This is a genomic window from Shewanella sp. MBTL60-007 (assembly GCF_019654915.1).
Taxonomy (GTDB): Bacteria; Pseudomonadota; Gammaproteobacteria; order Enterobacterales; family Shewanellaceae; genus Shewanella.
Map to the genome: position 1 here is coordinate 1 of NZ_BPET01000045.1, position 15,492 is coordinate 15,492.

The 15,492-nt window shown below is 45.7% G+C and carries 14 protein-coding genes; 7 read left to right on the plus strand and 7 right to left on the minus strand.

What is annotated here, in order from left to right:
• Window positions 1-2: 2 nt before the first annotated feature.
• Genes K5Q92_RS16510 through xthA form a run of 3 tightly spaced genes read left to right on the plus strand, consistent with a single transcriptional unit; the run spans window position 3 to window position 1,663 of the window.
• On the plus strand, window positions 3-539 hold the full coding sequence (locus K5Q92_RS16510; RefSeq protein ID WP_259649599.1) for a septation protein A: 537 nt from the start codon (window positions 3-5) through the stop codon (window positions 537-539).
• Window positions 539-838 carry a YciI family protein gene (locus K5Q92_RS16515; RefSeq protein ID WP_202721400.1) on the plus strand — a complete coding sequence of 100 codons (300 nt, stop codon included), beginning with the start codon at window positions 539-541 and terminating at the stop codon, window positions 836-838. The genes K5Q92_RS16510 and K5Q92_RS16515 overlap by 1 nt, the downstream gene beginning before the upstream one ends.
• A gap of 18 nt (window positions 839-856) precedes the next feature.
• The gene (gene xthA / locus K5Q92_RS16520; protein ID WP_220770029.1) at window positions 857-1,663 is read left to right on the plus strand and encodes an exodeoxyribonuclease III; all 807 of its coding nucleotides are present in this window, start codon (window positions 857-859) and stop codon (window positions 1,661-1,663) included.
• A 150-nt stretch (window positions 1,664-1,813) separates the two neighbouring features.
• Here xthA and K5Q92_RS16525 read toward each other — a convergent pair whose 3' ends face one another.
• From K5Q92_RS16525 to K5Q92_RS16535, 3 genes are all read right to left on the minus strand, one after another.
• Window positions 1,814-3,262, minus strand: coding sequence for a methyl-accepting chemotaxis protein (locus tag K5Q92_RS16525; protein ID WP_220770030.1), 1,449 nt, complete (start codon window positions 3,260-3,262; stop codon window positions 1,814-1,816).
• Between the two features lie 124 nt (window positions 3,263-3,386).
• Entirely contained in the window at window positions 3,387-3,875 is a 489-nt protein-coding gene (locus tag K5Q92_RS16530) for a DUF1097 domain-containing protein (protein WP_220770031.1), read from the minus strand.
• A gap of 515 nt (window positions 3,876-4,390) precedes the next feature.
• Entirely contained in the window at window positions 4,391-5,035 is a 645-nt protein-coding gene (locus K5Q92_RS16535) for an MBL fold metallo-hydrolase (RefSeq protein WP_220770032.1), read from the minus strand.
• 293 nt (window positions 5,036-5,328) lie between these two features.
• On the opposite strand from K5Q92_RS16535, the gene K5Q92_RS16540 reads away from it, so the two are divergent.
• Window positions 5,329-6,630, plus strand: a complete 1,302-nt coding sequence (locus tag K5Q92_RS16540) for an alpha/beta fold hydrolase (protein ID WP_220770033.1) — start codon at window positions 5,329-5,331, stop codon at window positions 6,628-6,630.
• A 220-nt stretch (window positions 6,631-6,850) separates the two neighbouring features.
• Entirely contained in the window at window positions 6,851-7,045 is a 195-nt protein-coding gene (locus tag K5Q92_RS16545) for a DUF4250 domain-containing protein (protein ID WP_202721406.1), read from the plus strand.
• Window positions 7,046-7,064: 19 nt separating this feature from the next.
• On the opposite strand, the gene galK is transcribed toward K5Q92_RS16545, so the two are convergent.
• From galK to K5Q92_RS16560, 3 genes are all read right to left on the minus strand, one after another.
• Window positions 7,065-8,234 carry a galactokinase gene (gene galK / locus K5Q92_RS16550; RefSeq protein WP_220770034.1) on the minus strand — a complete coding sequence of 390 codons (1,170 nt, stop codon included), beginning with the start codon at window positions 8,232-8,234 and terminating at the stop codon, window positions 7,065-7,067.
• Entirely contained in the window at window positions 8,234-9,301 is a 1,068-nt protein-coding gene (locus tag K5Q92_RS16555) for a UDP-glucose--hexose-1-phosphate uridylyltransferase (RefSeq protein ID WP_220770035.1), read from the minus strand. The genes galK and K5Q92_RS16555 overlap by 1 nt, the downstream gene beginning before the upstream one ends.
• Before the next feature lie 199 nt (window positions 9,302-9,500).
• Complete coding sequence (locus K5Q92_RS16560) at window positions 9,501-10,034, minus strand: lactoylglutathione lyase family protein (RefSeq protein ID WP_220770036.1); 534 nt, start codon at window positions 10,032-10,034, stop codon at window positions 9,501-9,503.
• A gap of 136 nt (window positions 10,035-10,170) precedes the next feature.
• On the opposite strand from K5Q92_RS16560, the gene K5Q92_RS16565 reads away from it, so the two are divergent.
• Entirely contained in the window at window positions 10,171-11,154 is a 984-nt protein-coding gene (locus K5Q92_RS16565; RefSeq protein ID WP_259649601.1) for a LysR family transcriptional regulator, read from the plus strand.
• Window positions 11,155-11,362: 208 nt separating this feature from the next.
• Complete coding sequence (locus K5Q92_RS16570; protein WP_220770037.1) at window positions 11,363-13,234, plus strand: methyl-accepting chemotaxis protein; 1,872 nt, start codon at window positions 11,363-11,365, stop codon at window positions 13,232-13,234.
• Window positions 13,235-13,306: 72 nt separating this feature from the next.
• Here the strand turns inward: K5Q92_RS16570 and K5Q92_RS16575 are convergent, their stop codons facing one another.
• Window positions 13,307-15,406, minus strand: a complete 2,100-nt coding sequence (locus K5Q92_RS16575) for a glycoside hydrolase family 97 protein (protein ID WP_220770038.1) — start codon at window positions 15,404-15,406, stop codon at window positions 13,307-13,309.
• Window positions 15,407-15,492: the final 86 nt, after the last annotated feature.

Genomic DNA, 15,492 nt, shown 5'->3' on the forward strand with positions numbered 1-15,492 from the left:
AGTTGCTCGACTTTTTAGCTCTAATTATCTTTTTTGCTGTCTATAAATTTTTCGATATTTACATTGCCAGCGGAGCATTAATCGCTGCAACCGCACTGCAACTTGTCATCAGTTACATGCTTTATAAAAAGCTTGAAAAAATGCATCTTATTACGTTTGTGATGGTGGCGGTATTTGGCTCATTAACCCTTATCTTACACGACGACTCTTTCATTAAATGGAAAGTCACCATCGTCTATGCCCTATTTGCTATCGCCCTCGGTGTTAGTCAAATGATGAACAAGCCGCTGCTAAAAAGCATGCTAGGCAAAGAGCTTGTCGTCGAAGATAAAGTCTGGGCACGCGTCACTTGGTATTGGGTCAGCTTTTTCGTTGTTTGTGGCCTAGTGAATATCTATGTCGCATTTAGTTTATCTCAAGAGACTTGGGTTAACTTTAAAGTATTTGGCTTAACCGCACTAACGCTTATCAATACCGTGTTAACCGTGGTTTACCTGTTTAAAAACATGTCTGAAGAAGATCGTAAGGAACTTAAATAATGTGGTACATGATTTCATCGCAAGATATTGAAAATAGCTTAGAGAAACGTCTATCCGTTCGTGCAGATCACCTAGCCCGTCTGCAGCTTCTCGCTGACGAAGGCCGCCTATTGATTGCAGGCCCACATCCTGCAATCGACAGTGAAAACCCGGGTGAAGCTGGATTTACTGGCTCTTTAGTCGTTGCCGACTTTCCATCACTTGAAGATGCTCAGTGCTGGGCCGACGCAGACCCGTATATCGCCGCAGGCGTGTATGAGAGTGTCATCGTTAAACCTTATAAGTTAGTATTGCCGTAAAATTTAAAGGATCGAAAAGTGAAAATTGTTTCATTTAATATCAATGGATTGCGAGCTAGACTGCACCAACTTCAAGCCTTGATCGATAGCCATCAGCCCGACATTATCGGCCTGCAAGAGACTAAAGTTCATGATGAAGCCTTCCCCGTGGCCGATGTTGAAGCTATGGGCTATAAGGTACATTACCATGGTGGCAAGGCACATTACGGCGTCGCTATGCTATCAAAAGCTGAGCCTATCAAGGTACAAAAAGGCTTTCCAACCGATGAAGAAGACGCTCAACGCCGTATGATCATGGGCAGCTTCATGCAGGATAATGGCCGCACGTTAACGGTACTGAATGGTTATTTCCCTCAGGGTGATAACATCAACCATGAAACCAAGTACCCAGCTAAGCGCAAGTTCTATAAAGACTTAATGCTATACCTAAACGAGTATCACAGCAGCGACGAAGATATCGCGATTATTGGCGACATCAACATTTCTCCTGTAGATCTTGATATCGGTATTGGCGAGCCTAATGCTAAACGCTGGCTTAAAACCGGTAAGTGCAGCTTCCAACCAGAAGAGCGTGAATGGTTAAAGACGCTGATGGATTGGGGATTAGTCGACACGTTCCGTGAACTTCATCCTGAACGTAGTGAGCGCTATTCTTGGTTTGACTATCGCAGCAAAGGCTTTGTCGATAACCGTGGTCTGCGCATCGACGTGGTATTGGCAACCAAATCTTTGGCTCAACGCCTAACCGAGTCAGATGTAGATTACGATCTACGCGGCATCGAAAAGCCATCTGATCATGCGCCTATTTGGAGCACATTCAACTAGAGCAAGGGAAGTAACGCCTCATATATACGAGGCATCTTTAGTTAACAACTAACGTTTTTTCCATAAAAAAATGCCAGCTTATGCTGGCATTTTTATTATCGACTTAACTAGAAAATCAGCTTGTAGCTTAAGGTAAAGTTCGCTGTAAAATTAGCAGACCTTGTACCGAGCCAAAATCTGCTCTAAACCTTGAGAGGAACCTGCTAAATTAGCCGCTAAGCTCACCGAGTTCTGCGCGGTATCCTTGATGGTTTCGGCCTGAATTCGGATATCATTCAATTGAGTGGCAATTTCACGTGAAGCAACACTCTGCTCCTCAGATGATGCTGCAATTTGTGAGCTCATATCGAATACGATACTGATGGACTGTGCCATGCTAGCAACGTCTTGACCTACCGACTCAATCGCTATCCGCCCTTTGTCAGCCTCAGACACGATATCATTCGTAATATGAGACAGTTTTCCAGTGCCCGTTTGTAGCCCCTCGATCATCGACTGGATCTCAACCGTCGCCTGTTGGGTACGGCTAGCAAGCGTTCTCACTTCATCGGCAACAACCGCAAAGCCTCTTCCCTGCTCTCCAGCTCTCGCAGCCTCGATAGCTGCGTTAAGTGCCAACAGATTAGTCTGCTCGGAAATACTATTAATCGTAGTCACCACGGCGCCGATATCCGTTGCGGCATGTGACAGGTCTTCAACCGATACTGAGGCTTCAGAAATTTTTCCCGTTAACACACCGATACGCTCTATCGCTTCACCGATTAACTCCTGACTATTCGCTGCCTGAGTCGCATTCTGTTGGGTTTGTTCCGACGTGTTAGCCGCGCTATGTGAAACCTCTTCCACTGCCGCAGTCATTTGTGACATGGCCACAGCAACCGTATCCAAAAATTGATGCTGGTTATCGGTGAGTTCTTCGCTGCGCCCCGCTTGCTGAGTGAACTCATCAGCCGCTTCGTTAAGGGTTTGCGCATTATGCGAAATGGCCTGCACCATCTCACTCATGTTATCGGCGCTACGGTCAATCTCACGAGCGATTAGGCTGAAATCATCTTTACCAAAGAAGTTAAGTCGTTGGCTCAAATCACCGTCGGCTAAACGTTTAATGGCCATGTACATGTCCCACAGCCCCCCGCCAAGCGAGGTCGACACCCAGTAACTGAGCAGGTACAGAGGAAATAACCCGATAAAGGCTAGCAGCAACATCTTATTGGCATCAGCGAGTGCACTTTGCTCCCAATTTGCCACATCGACTTGATTGGTTAGTGCCTTATCACCAACTTGAGCGCTCACTGTGACAACATCATTGTGCCTTTCGGTCACAAGGCTATGGGTAACTCTCAGTCCTGCCTGTTGAGCAAACTCGACAAGCTCAGTTCCTGCCAGCGCTTGAGCGTTCGCGATAGCGGCATAGGAATCGATACTCGATTGCGCGCGACTTAGGGAGGAAGATTCGATTAAGGAGTTGCTACTGTTGTAATTGAACAGGGCGATAGCAGCGGTGATTAGTGTCACCATGGTACAAATCACCCAGAACTTACCGTTCAAGCTCAGTTTGATTAGTACAGCATCGACTTTACGAAAACTAATCTGTTTCATTATGATCTTTCCTTGGCTTAAGCCTTACGCATACCGCTCATATCGTGCCAATAGAAGCACTAGATTGAGGGCATGGGTAACTATTTTTATAATTTTTAATAATAACCCAGAGCAGTATTAGCAACTAAGATTCTTTTATCTCAGCAACCGAGGTCCCCTGCAGTCTTTGAGTCAAGTTAATAAGCTGACCTGTTAGTAAACTCATGCTATAACCCAGCACAGCACCAAGTAACAGCGGCGGAATAATCGCTGGGATATCAGCGCCCATAGCAAAGGTAATACAGCAACCGATAAAGGCACCAGGTATGAAGGCCAACTTTTGGTAGCTAGCTTGTAAGCACATGGCTGCTGTCGCAATCCCGGTAAAGGTGTACCCCATCAAAGGTGACACGAAGAAGCTGCTACCGGATATGATCAACCAGCCCCAAAACACACCTGACAAATTCGTTGTCATAGCCATCAGCATGCCCTTTATACCCGAATGTGTTTGAGCAAAGAAAGTGCTACAACTTAGAAAGCCTATCCAAGTCACAAGATGAAGCGCATCGGCAACACCAGCCCATACAGCTGCAAGTAATCCTGCCGAAATAGCAATCTGCCAACGATTTTCCATAGCCTACCTCTTTACGTTTAATCCGCTCAAAGTGAGCCAATTAGTATCAGGTGAGCTAAATTACCTTTTTTATATGTAAAAAAACACGATCCAGACCCAATTATCCGTGTCAATTGTCGATAAACCGCACAAAAATGCCAGTTTTGTAGTAAAAAAACTGATTAATTGCTAACAGGAAGTAACCTAGCAGAAGGATATAAAATATATTTTAGTGGTAAAAATGACCCACAGAGGTCGATATTTCAAGGCTAGAAGTCTACGACTTCGCTTAATGCATAGCTGTTAATCCGCAGGCAAGCCTCTAAGATAGGTACTAAGATAGGTACTAAGATAGGTACTAAGATAAGTCAAGGGGATAAGTGACGCTCTAACTGCCATGTGTCCTAAATCGTGACATACTCAAAAAGCAAAACAGCACTGCACTTACTATCATTAATCGCTGTGATTAAGCGCAATAGTTAAACACGGTGCTGTAAGCCACATTTTCTGGCGGTTAAGCTCAGCCTGTTTAAAGGCTAACTAAATAACTGATCGGCCACAAATGGGTTCTGTACACGCTCATCACCAAAGGTCGATAGTGGCCCGTGACCCGGGATAAACTGCACATCGTTACCTAATGGCCAAAGCTTTTGGGTGATCGAGTCAATCAAATCTTGATGATTCGAGAGTGGGAAGTCCGTTCTGCCAATAGAGCCTCTAAATAGCACATCACCAACCCAAGCCAGCTTTGCCGATTCGGCAAAAAACACCACATGACCAGGAGTATGGCCAGGACAATGTAGTACCTTTAGGACTAAATTGCCCACGCTAACTTCATCGCCCTCTTCGAGGTACTGAGACGGAGTAAAAGCATCGCAATGAACAAAACCAAAGTGTTGACTCTGTTTAGGTAAGCTATCTAGCCAGTAATCATCCGCTTTATGGGGACCCACTATCGGCACATTAAGCTGTTCAGCTAATAATTTAGCCGCGCCGACATGGTCAATATGCCCATGGGTCAGTAATACTTTTTCGATCACTAGGTTATTTTTACTGGCCTGTTCAAGGATCCGCTCGACATTCCCACCAGGATCGACCACGGCCGCCTTCATGGTTTCTTCGCACCAAATTAAACTACAATTTTGCTGAAATGGGGTGACGGGTATTAACTGATACTTCATCGATAATCACCTAAGACTCTATATTGCGCTGTGAATAGCTAAAGATTACGCGAAGTTGACCCTTTCGACTAATAGTTATTGGCAATTATTTGCCCCAAAGCTCACAAAAGCTGCACTATTTAGGCAACTAAGCAAGCTTGAGCAGTACCGAGTTCTTTTCAATCACATTAACACTGCATTGGTCATATTTTTTGGTATACAATCGGTGCGGTTTGCTTTGCTTGCAACAAAGACTCCAAGCCCAAATAAATGCTGAAAAATAAAAATCATACTCATCAAAAAAGGCCAACTTAATGACTTATGAATTCTCTGCCCAACAGACTTTTGCAGGCATGGTGAGCCGTAAACATCAATTTCGCTTACCGCTGGATTACCAAGAACCCGATGGCGAACAGATTACGGTTTTCGCTCGAGAGCTCTCAAGCCCTGAACACCTAGACAAAAAGCTGCCCTTTATCGTTTTTTTCCAAGGCGGGCCTGGATTTGGTGCCATCCGTCCAGCGGCGAGTGGCGGCTGGGTAAAGCGTGCGCTACAAGAATATCGAGTCTTATTACTCGACCAACGCGGCACAGGGCTTTCCACGCCAGTGAATTATGCCAGCTTAGCGCACCTATCAGCCTCTGAGCAGGCTCAATATTTAACTCACTTTAGGGCCGACAATATCATTCGTGATGCCGAGTCTATTCGTAAGCAACTCACCGAAGGTGAGAAGTGGAGCATCCTTGGGCAAAGCTTTGGCGGATTCTGTGTGCTCAAGTACCTAAACGATGCACCTGAAGGATTAACCGAGGCCTATATTACCGGCGGTATTCCATCGCTGACTCGCACTGCTGATGAAGTCTATCAAGCAACTTATAAACGTGTACTCGCGAAGAACCACGACTTCTTTAACCGTTTTAGCGATGCCCGCGAGTTAATTGACTCTCTAGTGAAGCATATTCAAGCCAACGAGGTTCGACTTGCCACTGGTGAACGGCTAACGGTTGAGATGCTGCAACTACTCGGGATTAATATCGGAATGGAACAGGGTCCTGAAAGTGTCTATTACCTACTCGAGCAAGCATTGACTGAAACGGCATCAGGGATCCAAGTTAATCCACTCTTCTTGGCTCATTTCTGCCAACTTCTGGATTTCAACACCAACCCGATTTTTGCCTTGTTACATGAGTCTATCTATTGTCAGCAAGCAGCATCTAACTGGGCGGCCCATCGAGTGAGAGAACAATACCCAGAATTTAACTACAGCGCCGATAAGCCGTTTCTGTTTACGGGTGAGATGATCTATCCATGGATGTTCGAACAGTTCAATAATCTAAAACCGTTGCAGCAAGCCGCCCAAAGCCTAGCCCAAAAACAGAACTGGCCAAGCCTGTATCAAGTCGACAAACTTGCTAATAACCAAGTCCCCGTCGCAGCAGCCATATACAGTGAAGATATGTTTGTTGAAATGCAGTACAGCCTAGAAACCGCAGCAAGCGTCGGTAACTTGAAGTATTGGCTAACCTCAGAATATGAGCACAACGGCATTCGTATGGATGGCGAGCATATTCTCGATAGATTAATCGCAATTAATCGCGGGGAAAAGCTGCGTTAATTAAGAAACACTTAAGCTTAATAGGACATTATGTAATCTGTTCCTCACCTGTATCACTTTCGCAAGCCTTTTTAAGGCTTGCTTTTTTTTGTCTTAAAATGCCCCCTTCTTCCCATTGGAAAATCCACGATTTAGCGCACATACTTTAATTATTATCGGTTCATCATCTATAAGGATCCGAACCGAACATAGAGCACATACTCAGCTTAAGGGGGCTTTTATGAACAGTGACAAACTCGCCACACTGCCGGCTGAGATCTTAGTCGGCATCGCAAATGAACACCTACGTTTAAACTGTAAAGATAGGCAGGCGCTATTTTATGATCTTGATATCGAAAGTGAGTTATTGGAGCAAAAGTTGGCGGCAAGCGGATTTGAGTATGATCCTAGCTGCAACCAATATAAGCCTCGCTAAAGCAACTGCAGCATAGCCACTAACTAAAAGCCCCTGCTTTTGCCGAGCAGACATATATGTCTGCCTTTAATCCCGTCTGTTTAAAGTAATCACGTTCAACCACGACTCTAACGGTATCAAGCAAACGATGGGGGACTAACGCGATAACACAGCCGCCAAAACCCCCACCCGTCATTCTCACGCCACCGCTTGAGCCTATCGCGCTCGATAGGCTACTAACAAGATAATCTATCTCTGGCGTCGTTACCTCAAAATCATCCCTTAAAGAAGCGTGAGAGTCTGCCATCAACTGGCTCATAAGCACAATATCCCCCTGACCTAATGCGTCAAATGCGCGCTCGGTTCGCACATTTTCGGTGATCACATGTCTTGCCCGCCTATAGAGCCGCTCCGATAAATCACTTTTGCCAGCCTCTAGCAGCTGTAGACTAACGCCGCGTAGTGATGACTGATTAAAAAACTTCGCAACCTCATTGCACTGCTGACGCCGCTCGTTATATTCACTGCCAACCAGCTGTCGTTTAACATTGGAGTTAACAATAACTAATCGCAAATTATCGGGAATCTTAGCGTAGCGGTAACTTAGGTCATTACAGTCGAGCAGCATCGCCTGCCTATCTTGGCCTAAGGCTGAAATAAGCTGATCCATGATGCCGCAATTACAGCCAACATACACGTTCTCCGCTTGCTGACCGATAAGCGCCGCACAAATTCCCTCTAGGTGAAAACCAAACAGCTCAGTTATCGCTTTAATAAGCGCTATCTCAAGCGATGCTGAAGAGCTTAATCCCGCGCCTTGAGGGAGAGTGCCACTTATGAGTAAATCACAACCCTGTATATTGACCTTACCCGTGCGTTGATTTTCCTGTGATAAAAGGTGGCTGAGCAGCGCCTGAAATACGCCTTTGACATAATGGCCCCAACCGATTTGATCATCAAAACTAATGGTATCTAACCCAAAGCTGAGTTTTTCGCCATTGATGTCACTGGCAATCACATGGATCTCATTATCATCACGTTTTCTCGCGGCAATGTAAGTCCCCATATCGATGGCAGCAGGCAGCACAAAGCCATTATTATAGTCGGTATGATCACCAATAAGATTGACCCGTCCGGGGGCATAGGTAACGACCTGAGGCTCACGTTTAAAAGCCTGATTAAACAACTCGCTAACGGTTTGCTTATCCATTAACTCTGCCCCTGTTGAGATAACTTGTAGTGTGGGCTGTTGGCATTTCGTAGACGCTCTGCCGCTTGCTCGGGAGTGAGATCGCGCTGAGTTTCAGCCAGCATTTCATAGCCCACCATAAACTTTTTAACGCTGGCACTGCGCAGTAAAGGTGGGTAAAAATGAGCATGTAATCGCCACTCGCTGTGCTCTAAAGTGTCAAACGGTGCACCTTGCCACCCCATAGAGTACGGAAAAGAGCACTTAAATAGATTGTCATAGCAGGTTGTCAGCTGTTTTAAGATCTCAGCTAGTGAGTTTTGCTCTGCCTCTCCAAGCTCCGTTATCCGTTTGATCTCAAATCGTGGCAGTAACAAGGTTTCAAATGGCCAGCCAGCCCAATAGGGCACGACCACCAGCCAATCATCGTTGTAGACCACGACGCGTTCCTGCCGCTCTAACTCCTTTTCTGCATAATCACCCAGCAGATTGCCGCCATATTGCTCTGTATATGCCAGCAGATTTTGCTGCTTTTTGGCCACTAAACTGGGTAACTGACTCTGAGCCCAAATTTGCCCATGGGGGTGAGGGTTCGAACACCCCATGGTTGCGCCCTTGTTTTCAAAGATCTGCACCCAAGAATACCGCTCTGCTAACTCTTCACTCTGGATCCGCCAAGTATGAATCACTTGCTCAATTTCCGCTGTTGACAGCTCAGGCAGCGTCTTAGAGTGATCGGCAGAAAAACAGATCACTCGGCTCTCTCCTCGCTCAGTGCTAAAGCGAAACAGCGGGTCGCTATCACTAGCGTCAGGGGTATCGGGGAGCAATGCCGAGAAATCATTTTGAAACACAAAGGTCGATTGATAATCTGGATTTATTTCACCATTGGCGCGGGTGTTACCGGCACACAAGAAACAATCCTTATCATAGGATGGCGCAGATAAGGGGGCAGTGGTCTCCACCTGCCCAAGCCAAGGTCGCTTAGCGCGATGGGGCGCTAGGAGTACCCACTCAGAAGTCAAAGGGTTATATCTGCGATGGGAGTGTTCATTGGGGTCAAACTCAGGGGCGGTTTGCTGCGTCATAAGCAAGGTTTTCAAGCCGTAGGATAATACTGGGTATGCTCGTCTAGTTAAGCCTGAGAGTCATTCCTGAAAAGGGGCTTTTAACTCCCATAAAACACTTAATTCCTTATACTCAAACGGTGATAAAGATTCACACGCATAAATAATACCAATAACCTCAAATGGCTATTGGTATTATCGATAGTCAAATATAGAACGATTAGCCGTTATACGCGCCACTAGAATAGTGAAGCTCATAGCTATGGGAGTAGATCTCGAGAATATTCCCAAATGGATCTTCCATATAGATCATGCGGTATGGCTTCTCTCCTGGATAATAATAACGTGGCGCCTTCATTCGCTTCTTACCACCTGCTGCGACAATCTTGTCGGCTAACCCTTCTACGTCAGGGTCTTGAACACAAAAATGAAAGATCCCTGTTTTCCAGTATTCAAAATTATCTTGTGGATTCTCTTGGTTCTTAAACTCAAAAAGCTCAACACCAATGCGGTCACCAGTGGAAAGGTGAGCGATACAAAATCGTTCCCAACCCGCACCGAAGACATCCGTGCACATCTCCCCTATCGCACTGTCATCTTCAACAACTTCGGTAGGCTCCATAATCAAATACCAGCCGAGTACTTGGGTATAAAATTCTACGGCAGCCTCGAGATCTGGCACAGAGATCCCAATATGAGAAAAGGTTCTGGGGTAAGGCATTGCCGATTGATGCGCTTGAGTGAACTGTGACATAACTGACCTCTTATTTTGTCGTTGATAGTGAACTTCATTTAGATGGCGTTAATATACTCAGCGAGAAACAGAATTTAAAATTATCATTTACTTTCATTTTGATAATTTTTAATTATCATTATTAGAGGCAAAGCAGATGACGGATCGTGATTATGGCTCTGCTCCTACTGGGAACTTCACCATGGCGTTAAAGCGACTTAGGTCGTCAATGCAAGGAACTCCAATGCTCAATCCTATTTGGTTACAAACTTTTAAGACCCTTATTGATACAGGGCACTTTACCCAAACCGCTGAAAAATTAAATATGACTCAACCGGGCGTGAGCCAACAGGTAAAGAAGCTAGAGCAAGCTTGCGGTCATGAGCTCATTAAAAGATTCAACAAGCAGTTTGAAATTACCGAGCAAGGTAGACAGGTTTATCAGTACGCTATCGAGTCTGCGAGTAATGAAACCAAGCTGATAGAAAGCCTAGGTTTTGACGCTCCCCACTCTGGATTATGCAGTCTGTCTTGCTCAGGTGCCTTAGCGCTCCTGTATTACCCAGAATTACTTAAATTACAACAACGCTACCCTGCACTCTCTATTCAATTAGAGGCGGCTCCCAACCATAAGATCTTAAAAGAGATAGCCGAAGCTAACATTGATCTTGGATTGGTCACCCACAAACCCAATAGCAGCGAGTTCCATAGCATCCCCATAGGCCATGAACCTTTATGCCTTATTTTGCCAAAACACTACAGGGATAAAGCGATCGACTCGAACGCTTTGAATCTATGTGGTGTAGTCAAACACCCTGATGCGGACCATTATTTATCTCTCTACTTTGATCAATGTGCCACGCCAGAACTTGCCGGGCTAAATATTGAAAAACTCCCCACGGCTAGCTACGTCAATCAACTTAGCCAAATTCTGCTACCAGTTTCCATGGGGATCGGCTTTACGGTACTTCCTAAGAGTGCATTCGATAGTTTTCCCCATAAAGAAAGGCTCTATGTACACATGCCAAAAACTGCGGTTACAGAGCAAGTTTACTTAGTTCATAAGCGTAACCGCCAGTTACCTGTACGCTATCGAATAATTGAAGAACTGTTAAAACAATGCCTAAGCAGCAGAGAATAACCTGGTTAATAATCATGCAAAAGCCAACTTAACGAGCTTAAGCGTGTAATTTATTTACACATTGTTGGGTTATTCACTTTTTGAACAGCAATAATTGTGCGAAAATACCCCCAAATAAGTGGTTAACTTTCAGTTAACCACATCTAATAACAGTCGCAGCCGTTCCTACAAGCCGAAACATCACTTACTTGTAAAAATAAGACATCAAATGAATTCATATTCGCTCAAGAAAAAAATTCTTCTCTCTGTTGTGCTCGCTTTTTCCGTCGTGATCGGACTTCTATCATGGCAAAGCTTTTCTAGCCAAAAGCAACTGCTATTGCAAAGCAGTGTGGATCAGGTGCGTCAACTTGGTGAACAGCAAGCTAAACGAATAGATGAGTGGTTAGCTGACCGACAAGGGATCGTGGCCGCTAGCGCCGCTAAAATAGATGGCGATAGTTTAAATGTATTGCAGCAAGCACAGCTATCAGGGCCTTTTGAGCTTTCCTATTTCGGTTCTCAAACTGGCCAAATGCTCGACTCAGACCCGAGTATCGACCGCACCGGATATGATCCCCGCAGCCGCACTTGGTATCAGCAAGCGATGGCGAAACAAGGCCCAATCTTAACTAAGCCCTATATCGATGTGGCCTATAACATTTTAGTCGTTTCAATGGCTCAGCCTGCCCCTGGCGGTGTAGTAGGCGGCGACCTATCCATTGCAAGTCTTGTCGATAGTGTTAACAGCATGCAGCTACCAGCAAAAGGTTACGCCATCATGATGCACAAAGATGGCACCGTTATCGCCTATAAAGATCACGCGAAGTCGATGGGACCGATTCAAAATATCGATCCACAACTGAATGCGCAGGTCGCATCGAAAAGTCGCCAGTCAGGAAGTCTATTGCCCTTGTACTTTCAAAGTGAGGGGCGAGATAAGCTAGTATGGGGAACCGAGATCCCAAATACCGACTGGGAACTGATTTTTGTTCTAGATAAAGACAGCCTAGAAGCGCCACTAACCACCTTGTTACTGACACAGGTTGGCCTCGCAACATTAGCACTAGTTGTTAGTATATTAGCTATCTCTTGGTTCCTAACGATTCTGTTAGCGCCACTTGGTCGTGTATCTCAAGCCCTTGCTCATATAGCCGATGGTAATGGCGATCTCACCCAACGCATTGAAATCGACAGTCATGATGAAGTCGGTGTATTAGCGAGCAGCTTTAATCGCTTTGTCACTAGCCAACATCAGCTGATCAGTCATATTCGTCAATTGGCCAGTGAACTAGAAACCGATGCTCAGCAAAGCTTAGCCACAAACCAAAATACGGTAAATGAGCTGCAACGTCAGCAGCAAGAGGTAACTATGGTTGCGACAGCAGTTACCGAGATGGCAAGTGCAACCCATGAGATCGCCGCGAATGCCGAAAATACCGCAACGGCCGCTCAGCAATCGGCCACCAGTAGCGAAGAAGGTAAAAGCTTAGTCGATAAGACCCGTAGCACCATTAACTCACTCGCTAATGAGGTCGGTGAAGCAACTGATGTCATCGGTGAGCTAAACCTGCATGCTCAAGCAATTTCGGGTATTTTGACCACCATTCAAGGTATCGCCGAGCAAACCAATTTGTTGGCGCTGAACGCAGCAATTGAAGCGGCTCGTGCTGGTGAACAAGGTCGTGGATTTGCCGTTGTTGCCGATGAGGTAAGAGTCCTATCTCGCCGCACTCAAGACTCGACGCAAGAGATCTACACCACGATTGAGACGCTACAAAACACGACTCAAAAGGCTGTGCTATTGATGCAAAGCAGCCAAGGCTTAGCCAGTAACAGCGTAGTCGATGTAAACGCAGCAGCTCAGGCACTTGAGGAGATCACTCAAGCGGTGAATGTTATTTCTGATATGGCGAGCCAAATTGCCACTGCAGCCGAAGAGCAAACTCAAGTCACCAATGAGATCACTCAAAATACCGTCGCGATTAAAGATGTCACTGATGACATCACCGAATCATCGATGGAACATTTGAATCAGGCACAAACCCTAAAAGATAGAGCCGATAACCTTAACTCTAAGGTCGAAACCTTTATCCTGTAAGTGATTACAGCAGCATAAAGGCAAGCCTATCGGCTTGCCTTTTTACTTAGCACCGCGTTACTTAGCGCTACATTATTTAGAATTGAGTACAGGACTCAAACGTGCCGCCCAACCACCGCTAGGCGCAAGCTGGATTTTAATTTGGCTTTGAGCCGTTACCGCTTCCCTCTTAACCGAATAATCACTTGCATAACGATGGGCATTCGCTCCATCGGCAATACTGTACATTTGGTACTGCGTGTTATCGCTACCAAGAAAGCTCAAATCTAGGGTGAATTCCCGCGCCTTTGAGTTACCCATCACGCCTATAAACCACTGCTTTCCCGAACGTCTCGCAATAATTATATGGTCGCTTATCTTGGCCGAAAGTACCTGAGTCTCGTCCCATACCGTTGGTACACTGGTGATAAATTCGGTGCTTTCATGCTCGCGAAGATAGTGTGATGGCGTGTCGGCGAGCATCTGCAGCGGACTTTCAAATACCACATACATCGCCAACTGGTGAGCCCGAGTGGTCTTGCTCATTGGGCGGTTGAAGTTAATATCAAAGTTTTCAGGTTGGGCGTTCACCATGGCGCCTGGCGTGTAATCCATCGGGCCAGCAAGCTGGCGAATAAACGGCAGAGTTAAGTTATGCTCCGCTGTGATGTAGTCGGCCCATTTATTATGCTCCAGCCCCCGCACACCTTCTCGAGTGATCACATTAGGGTAAGCGCGGCGTAAGCCCGCAGGCTTATATGAGCCATGAAAGTCCACCAAGAGTTTACGCTGTGCAGCTAGCTTGGCGATCTTCCAGTAATAATTGACCATGGCCTGATCGTCTCGCTGCATAAAGTCGACTTTTATCCCAGCAGCGCCCCATTGCTCAAATCTATCCAGTGCCACTTCAAGCTCATTGTCCAGCGTCTTCCAGATCACCCAGAGGATCACATTGACTTTTTTACTCTTACCGTAGGCGATGATCTCTTCAACATCGATTTCATCGACAACATTGAGGACACTGTCTAAATGATGCCAGCCTTCATCTAACACTATGTACTCGATGCCATACTTAGCCGCAAAATCGATGTAGTACTTATAGGTTTGGGTATTGATCCCAGCGTTAAAATCAACACCAAAAACATTGTTAGCATTCCACCAATCCCAAGCCACTTGACCAGGCTTGACCCAACTGGCATCGATAGCCAGTTCATCGGCCAACAAATAAGACAGCTCATTGGTGAGCAACTCTGCATCGTTTTGCGCAATGGCAAAGACACGCCAAGGAAACAGAGCCGAGGCTGACGAAGTGCTTATCGCCTCTCTGCTAGCAATATAATCGGCTCGCTGAATAATATGCTCATTTCTATCCGAGTCTTGCTTAAGCTCGCTCTTGAGTACAACTGCAGGAAAGCGGGCATTAAGCCCTTGCTTATCGTTACCCTCAAGCCAGAGGCCGGGATAATCTCTTAAGCCTGTCTCGGTAATAACCAGCTTAATATCATCGACATTCACTAATAGCGGCAAGCTAGCAAACTGCTCAGCGCCAATTTCCGATAATCGTTTCGGTAAATAAAGACGTTCGTTATGGCTGATGAAGCTTGTTTCCTCAGGAAAAAGTAGCCGATGGTCGCCATCAAAGTTCAACGATACTGTTTCACTGTTAACCACTAATCCCCCATCTTGCTCAGTGGTGAAACGGTAGGCCATCCCTTGGTCGAACAGCCTAAACGTGAGCGCGAGCTGGTTATCAAAACGCAGTGTCAGCTGATTATAGTGCTCTTGCACCCGTTTAGATTTTTGCTGCACATGGGGAGCGAGTTCACGGTTAACAGTAAGACGCTTAGCATCTATGACCTTAGCCTCACTTAAGTGCAACCTCATGCCTTGAAGCACGATATCGGCAACGGACTCTTTCAACACCGACTTACCCAATACGGTTAACGAATAACGAACGCCTTTTTCTTCTGGGTCGCTGACAGTTAACCGTAACTCGCCGCTGGGCGAGGTTAAGGTATATGGCCCTTTAAGCTCTGCTGCGTTAGCGGCTCCAATAGCTGTTAGTAATAAACCGAACACTAAAAAGTTAGCGAAGCGACTAACTAAGCGAATAGCTGAACGACTAACAAAACCATCAACTAAGCCGCTAGCTATCCAGATCTGAATTACTAATTTATAAGATAATGTCTTCATTGATCTCCCTAGCCAAGCTTGAACAAGCAAAGCGCTAATTAAACAGTCAAAGCCAATAAAAGCAGGTTAAGTGGTATTCGCTTAAC

Excerpts from the sequence above, each read along its gene's own strand:
- K5Q92_RS16555 (WP_220770035.1), bottom strand. The coding sequence starts at position 9,301 with ATGACGCAGCAAACCGCCCCTGAGTTTGACCCCAATGAACACTCCCAT.
- K5Q92_RS16515 (WP_202721400.1), top strand. The coding sequence starts at position 539 with ATGTGGTACATGATTTCATCGCAAGATATTGAAAATAGCTTAGAGAAA.
- galK (WP_220770034.1), bottom strand. The coding sequence starts at position 8,234 with ATGGATAAGCAAACCGTTAGCGAGTTGTTTAATCAGGCTTTTAAACGT.
- K5Q92_RS16565 (WP_259649601.1), top strand. The coding sequence starts at position 10,171 with ATGACGGATCGTGATTATGGCTCTGCTCCTACTGGGAACTTCACCATG.
- K5Q92_RS16540 (WP_220770033.1), top strand. The coding sequence starts at position 5,329 with ATGACTTATGAATTCTCTGCCCAACAGACTTTTGCAGGCATGGTGAGC.
- K5Q92_RS16530 (WP_220770031.1), bottom strand. The coding sequence starts at position 3,875 with ATGGAAAATCGTTGGCAGATTGCTATTTCGGCAGGATTACTTGCAGCT.
- K5Q92_RS16575 (WP_220770038.1), bottom strand. The coding sequence starts at position 15,406 with ATGAAGACATTATCTTATAAATTAGTAATTCAGATCTGGATAGCTAGC.
- K5Q92_RS16570 (WP_220770037.1), top strand. The coding sequence starts at position 11,363 with ATGAATTCATATTCGCTCAAGAAAAAAATTCTTCTCTCTGTTGTGCTC.
- K5Q92_RS16525 (WP_220770030.1), bottom strand. The coding sequence starts at position 3,262 with ATGAAACAGATTAGTTTTCGTAAAGTCGATGCTGTACTAATCAAACTG.
- K5Q92_RS16545 (WP_202721406.1), top strand. The coding sequence starts at position 6,851 with ATGAACAGTGACAAACTCGCCACACTGCCGGCTGAGATCTTAGTCGGC.
- K5Q92_RS16535 (WP_220770032.1), bottom strand. The coding sequence starts at position 5,035 with ATGAAGTATCAGTTAATACCCGTCACCCCATTTCAGCAAAATTGTAGT.
- K5Q92_RS16560 (WP_220770036.1), bottom strand. The coding sequence starts at position 10,034 with ATGTCACAGTTCACTCAAGCGCATCAATCGGCAATGCCTTACCCCAGA.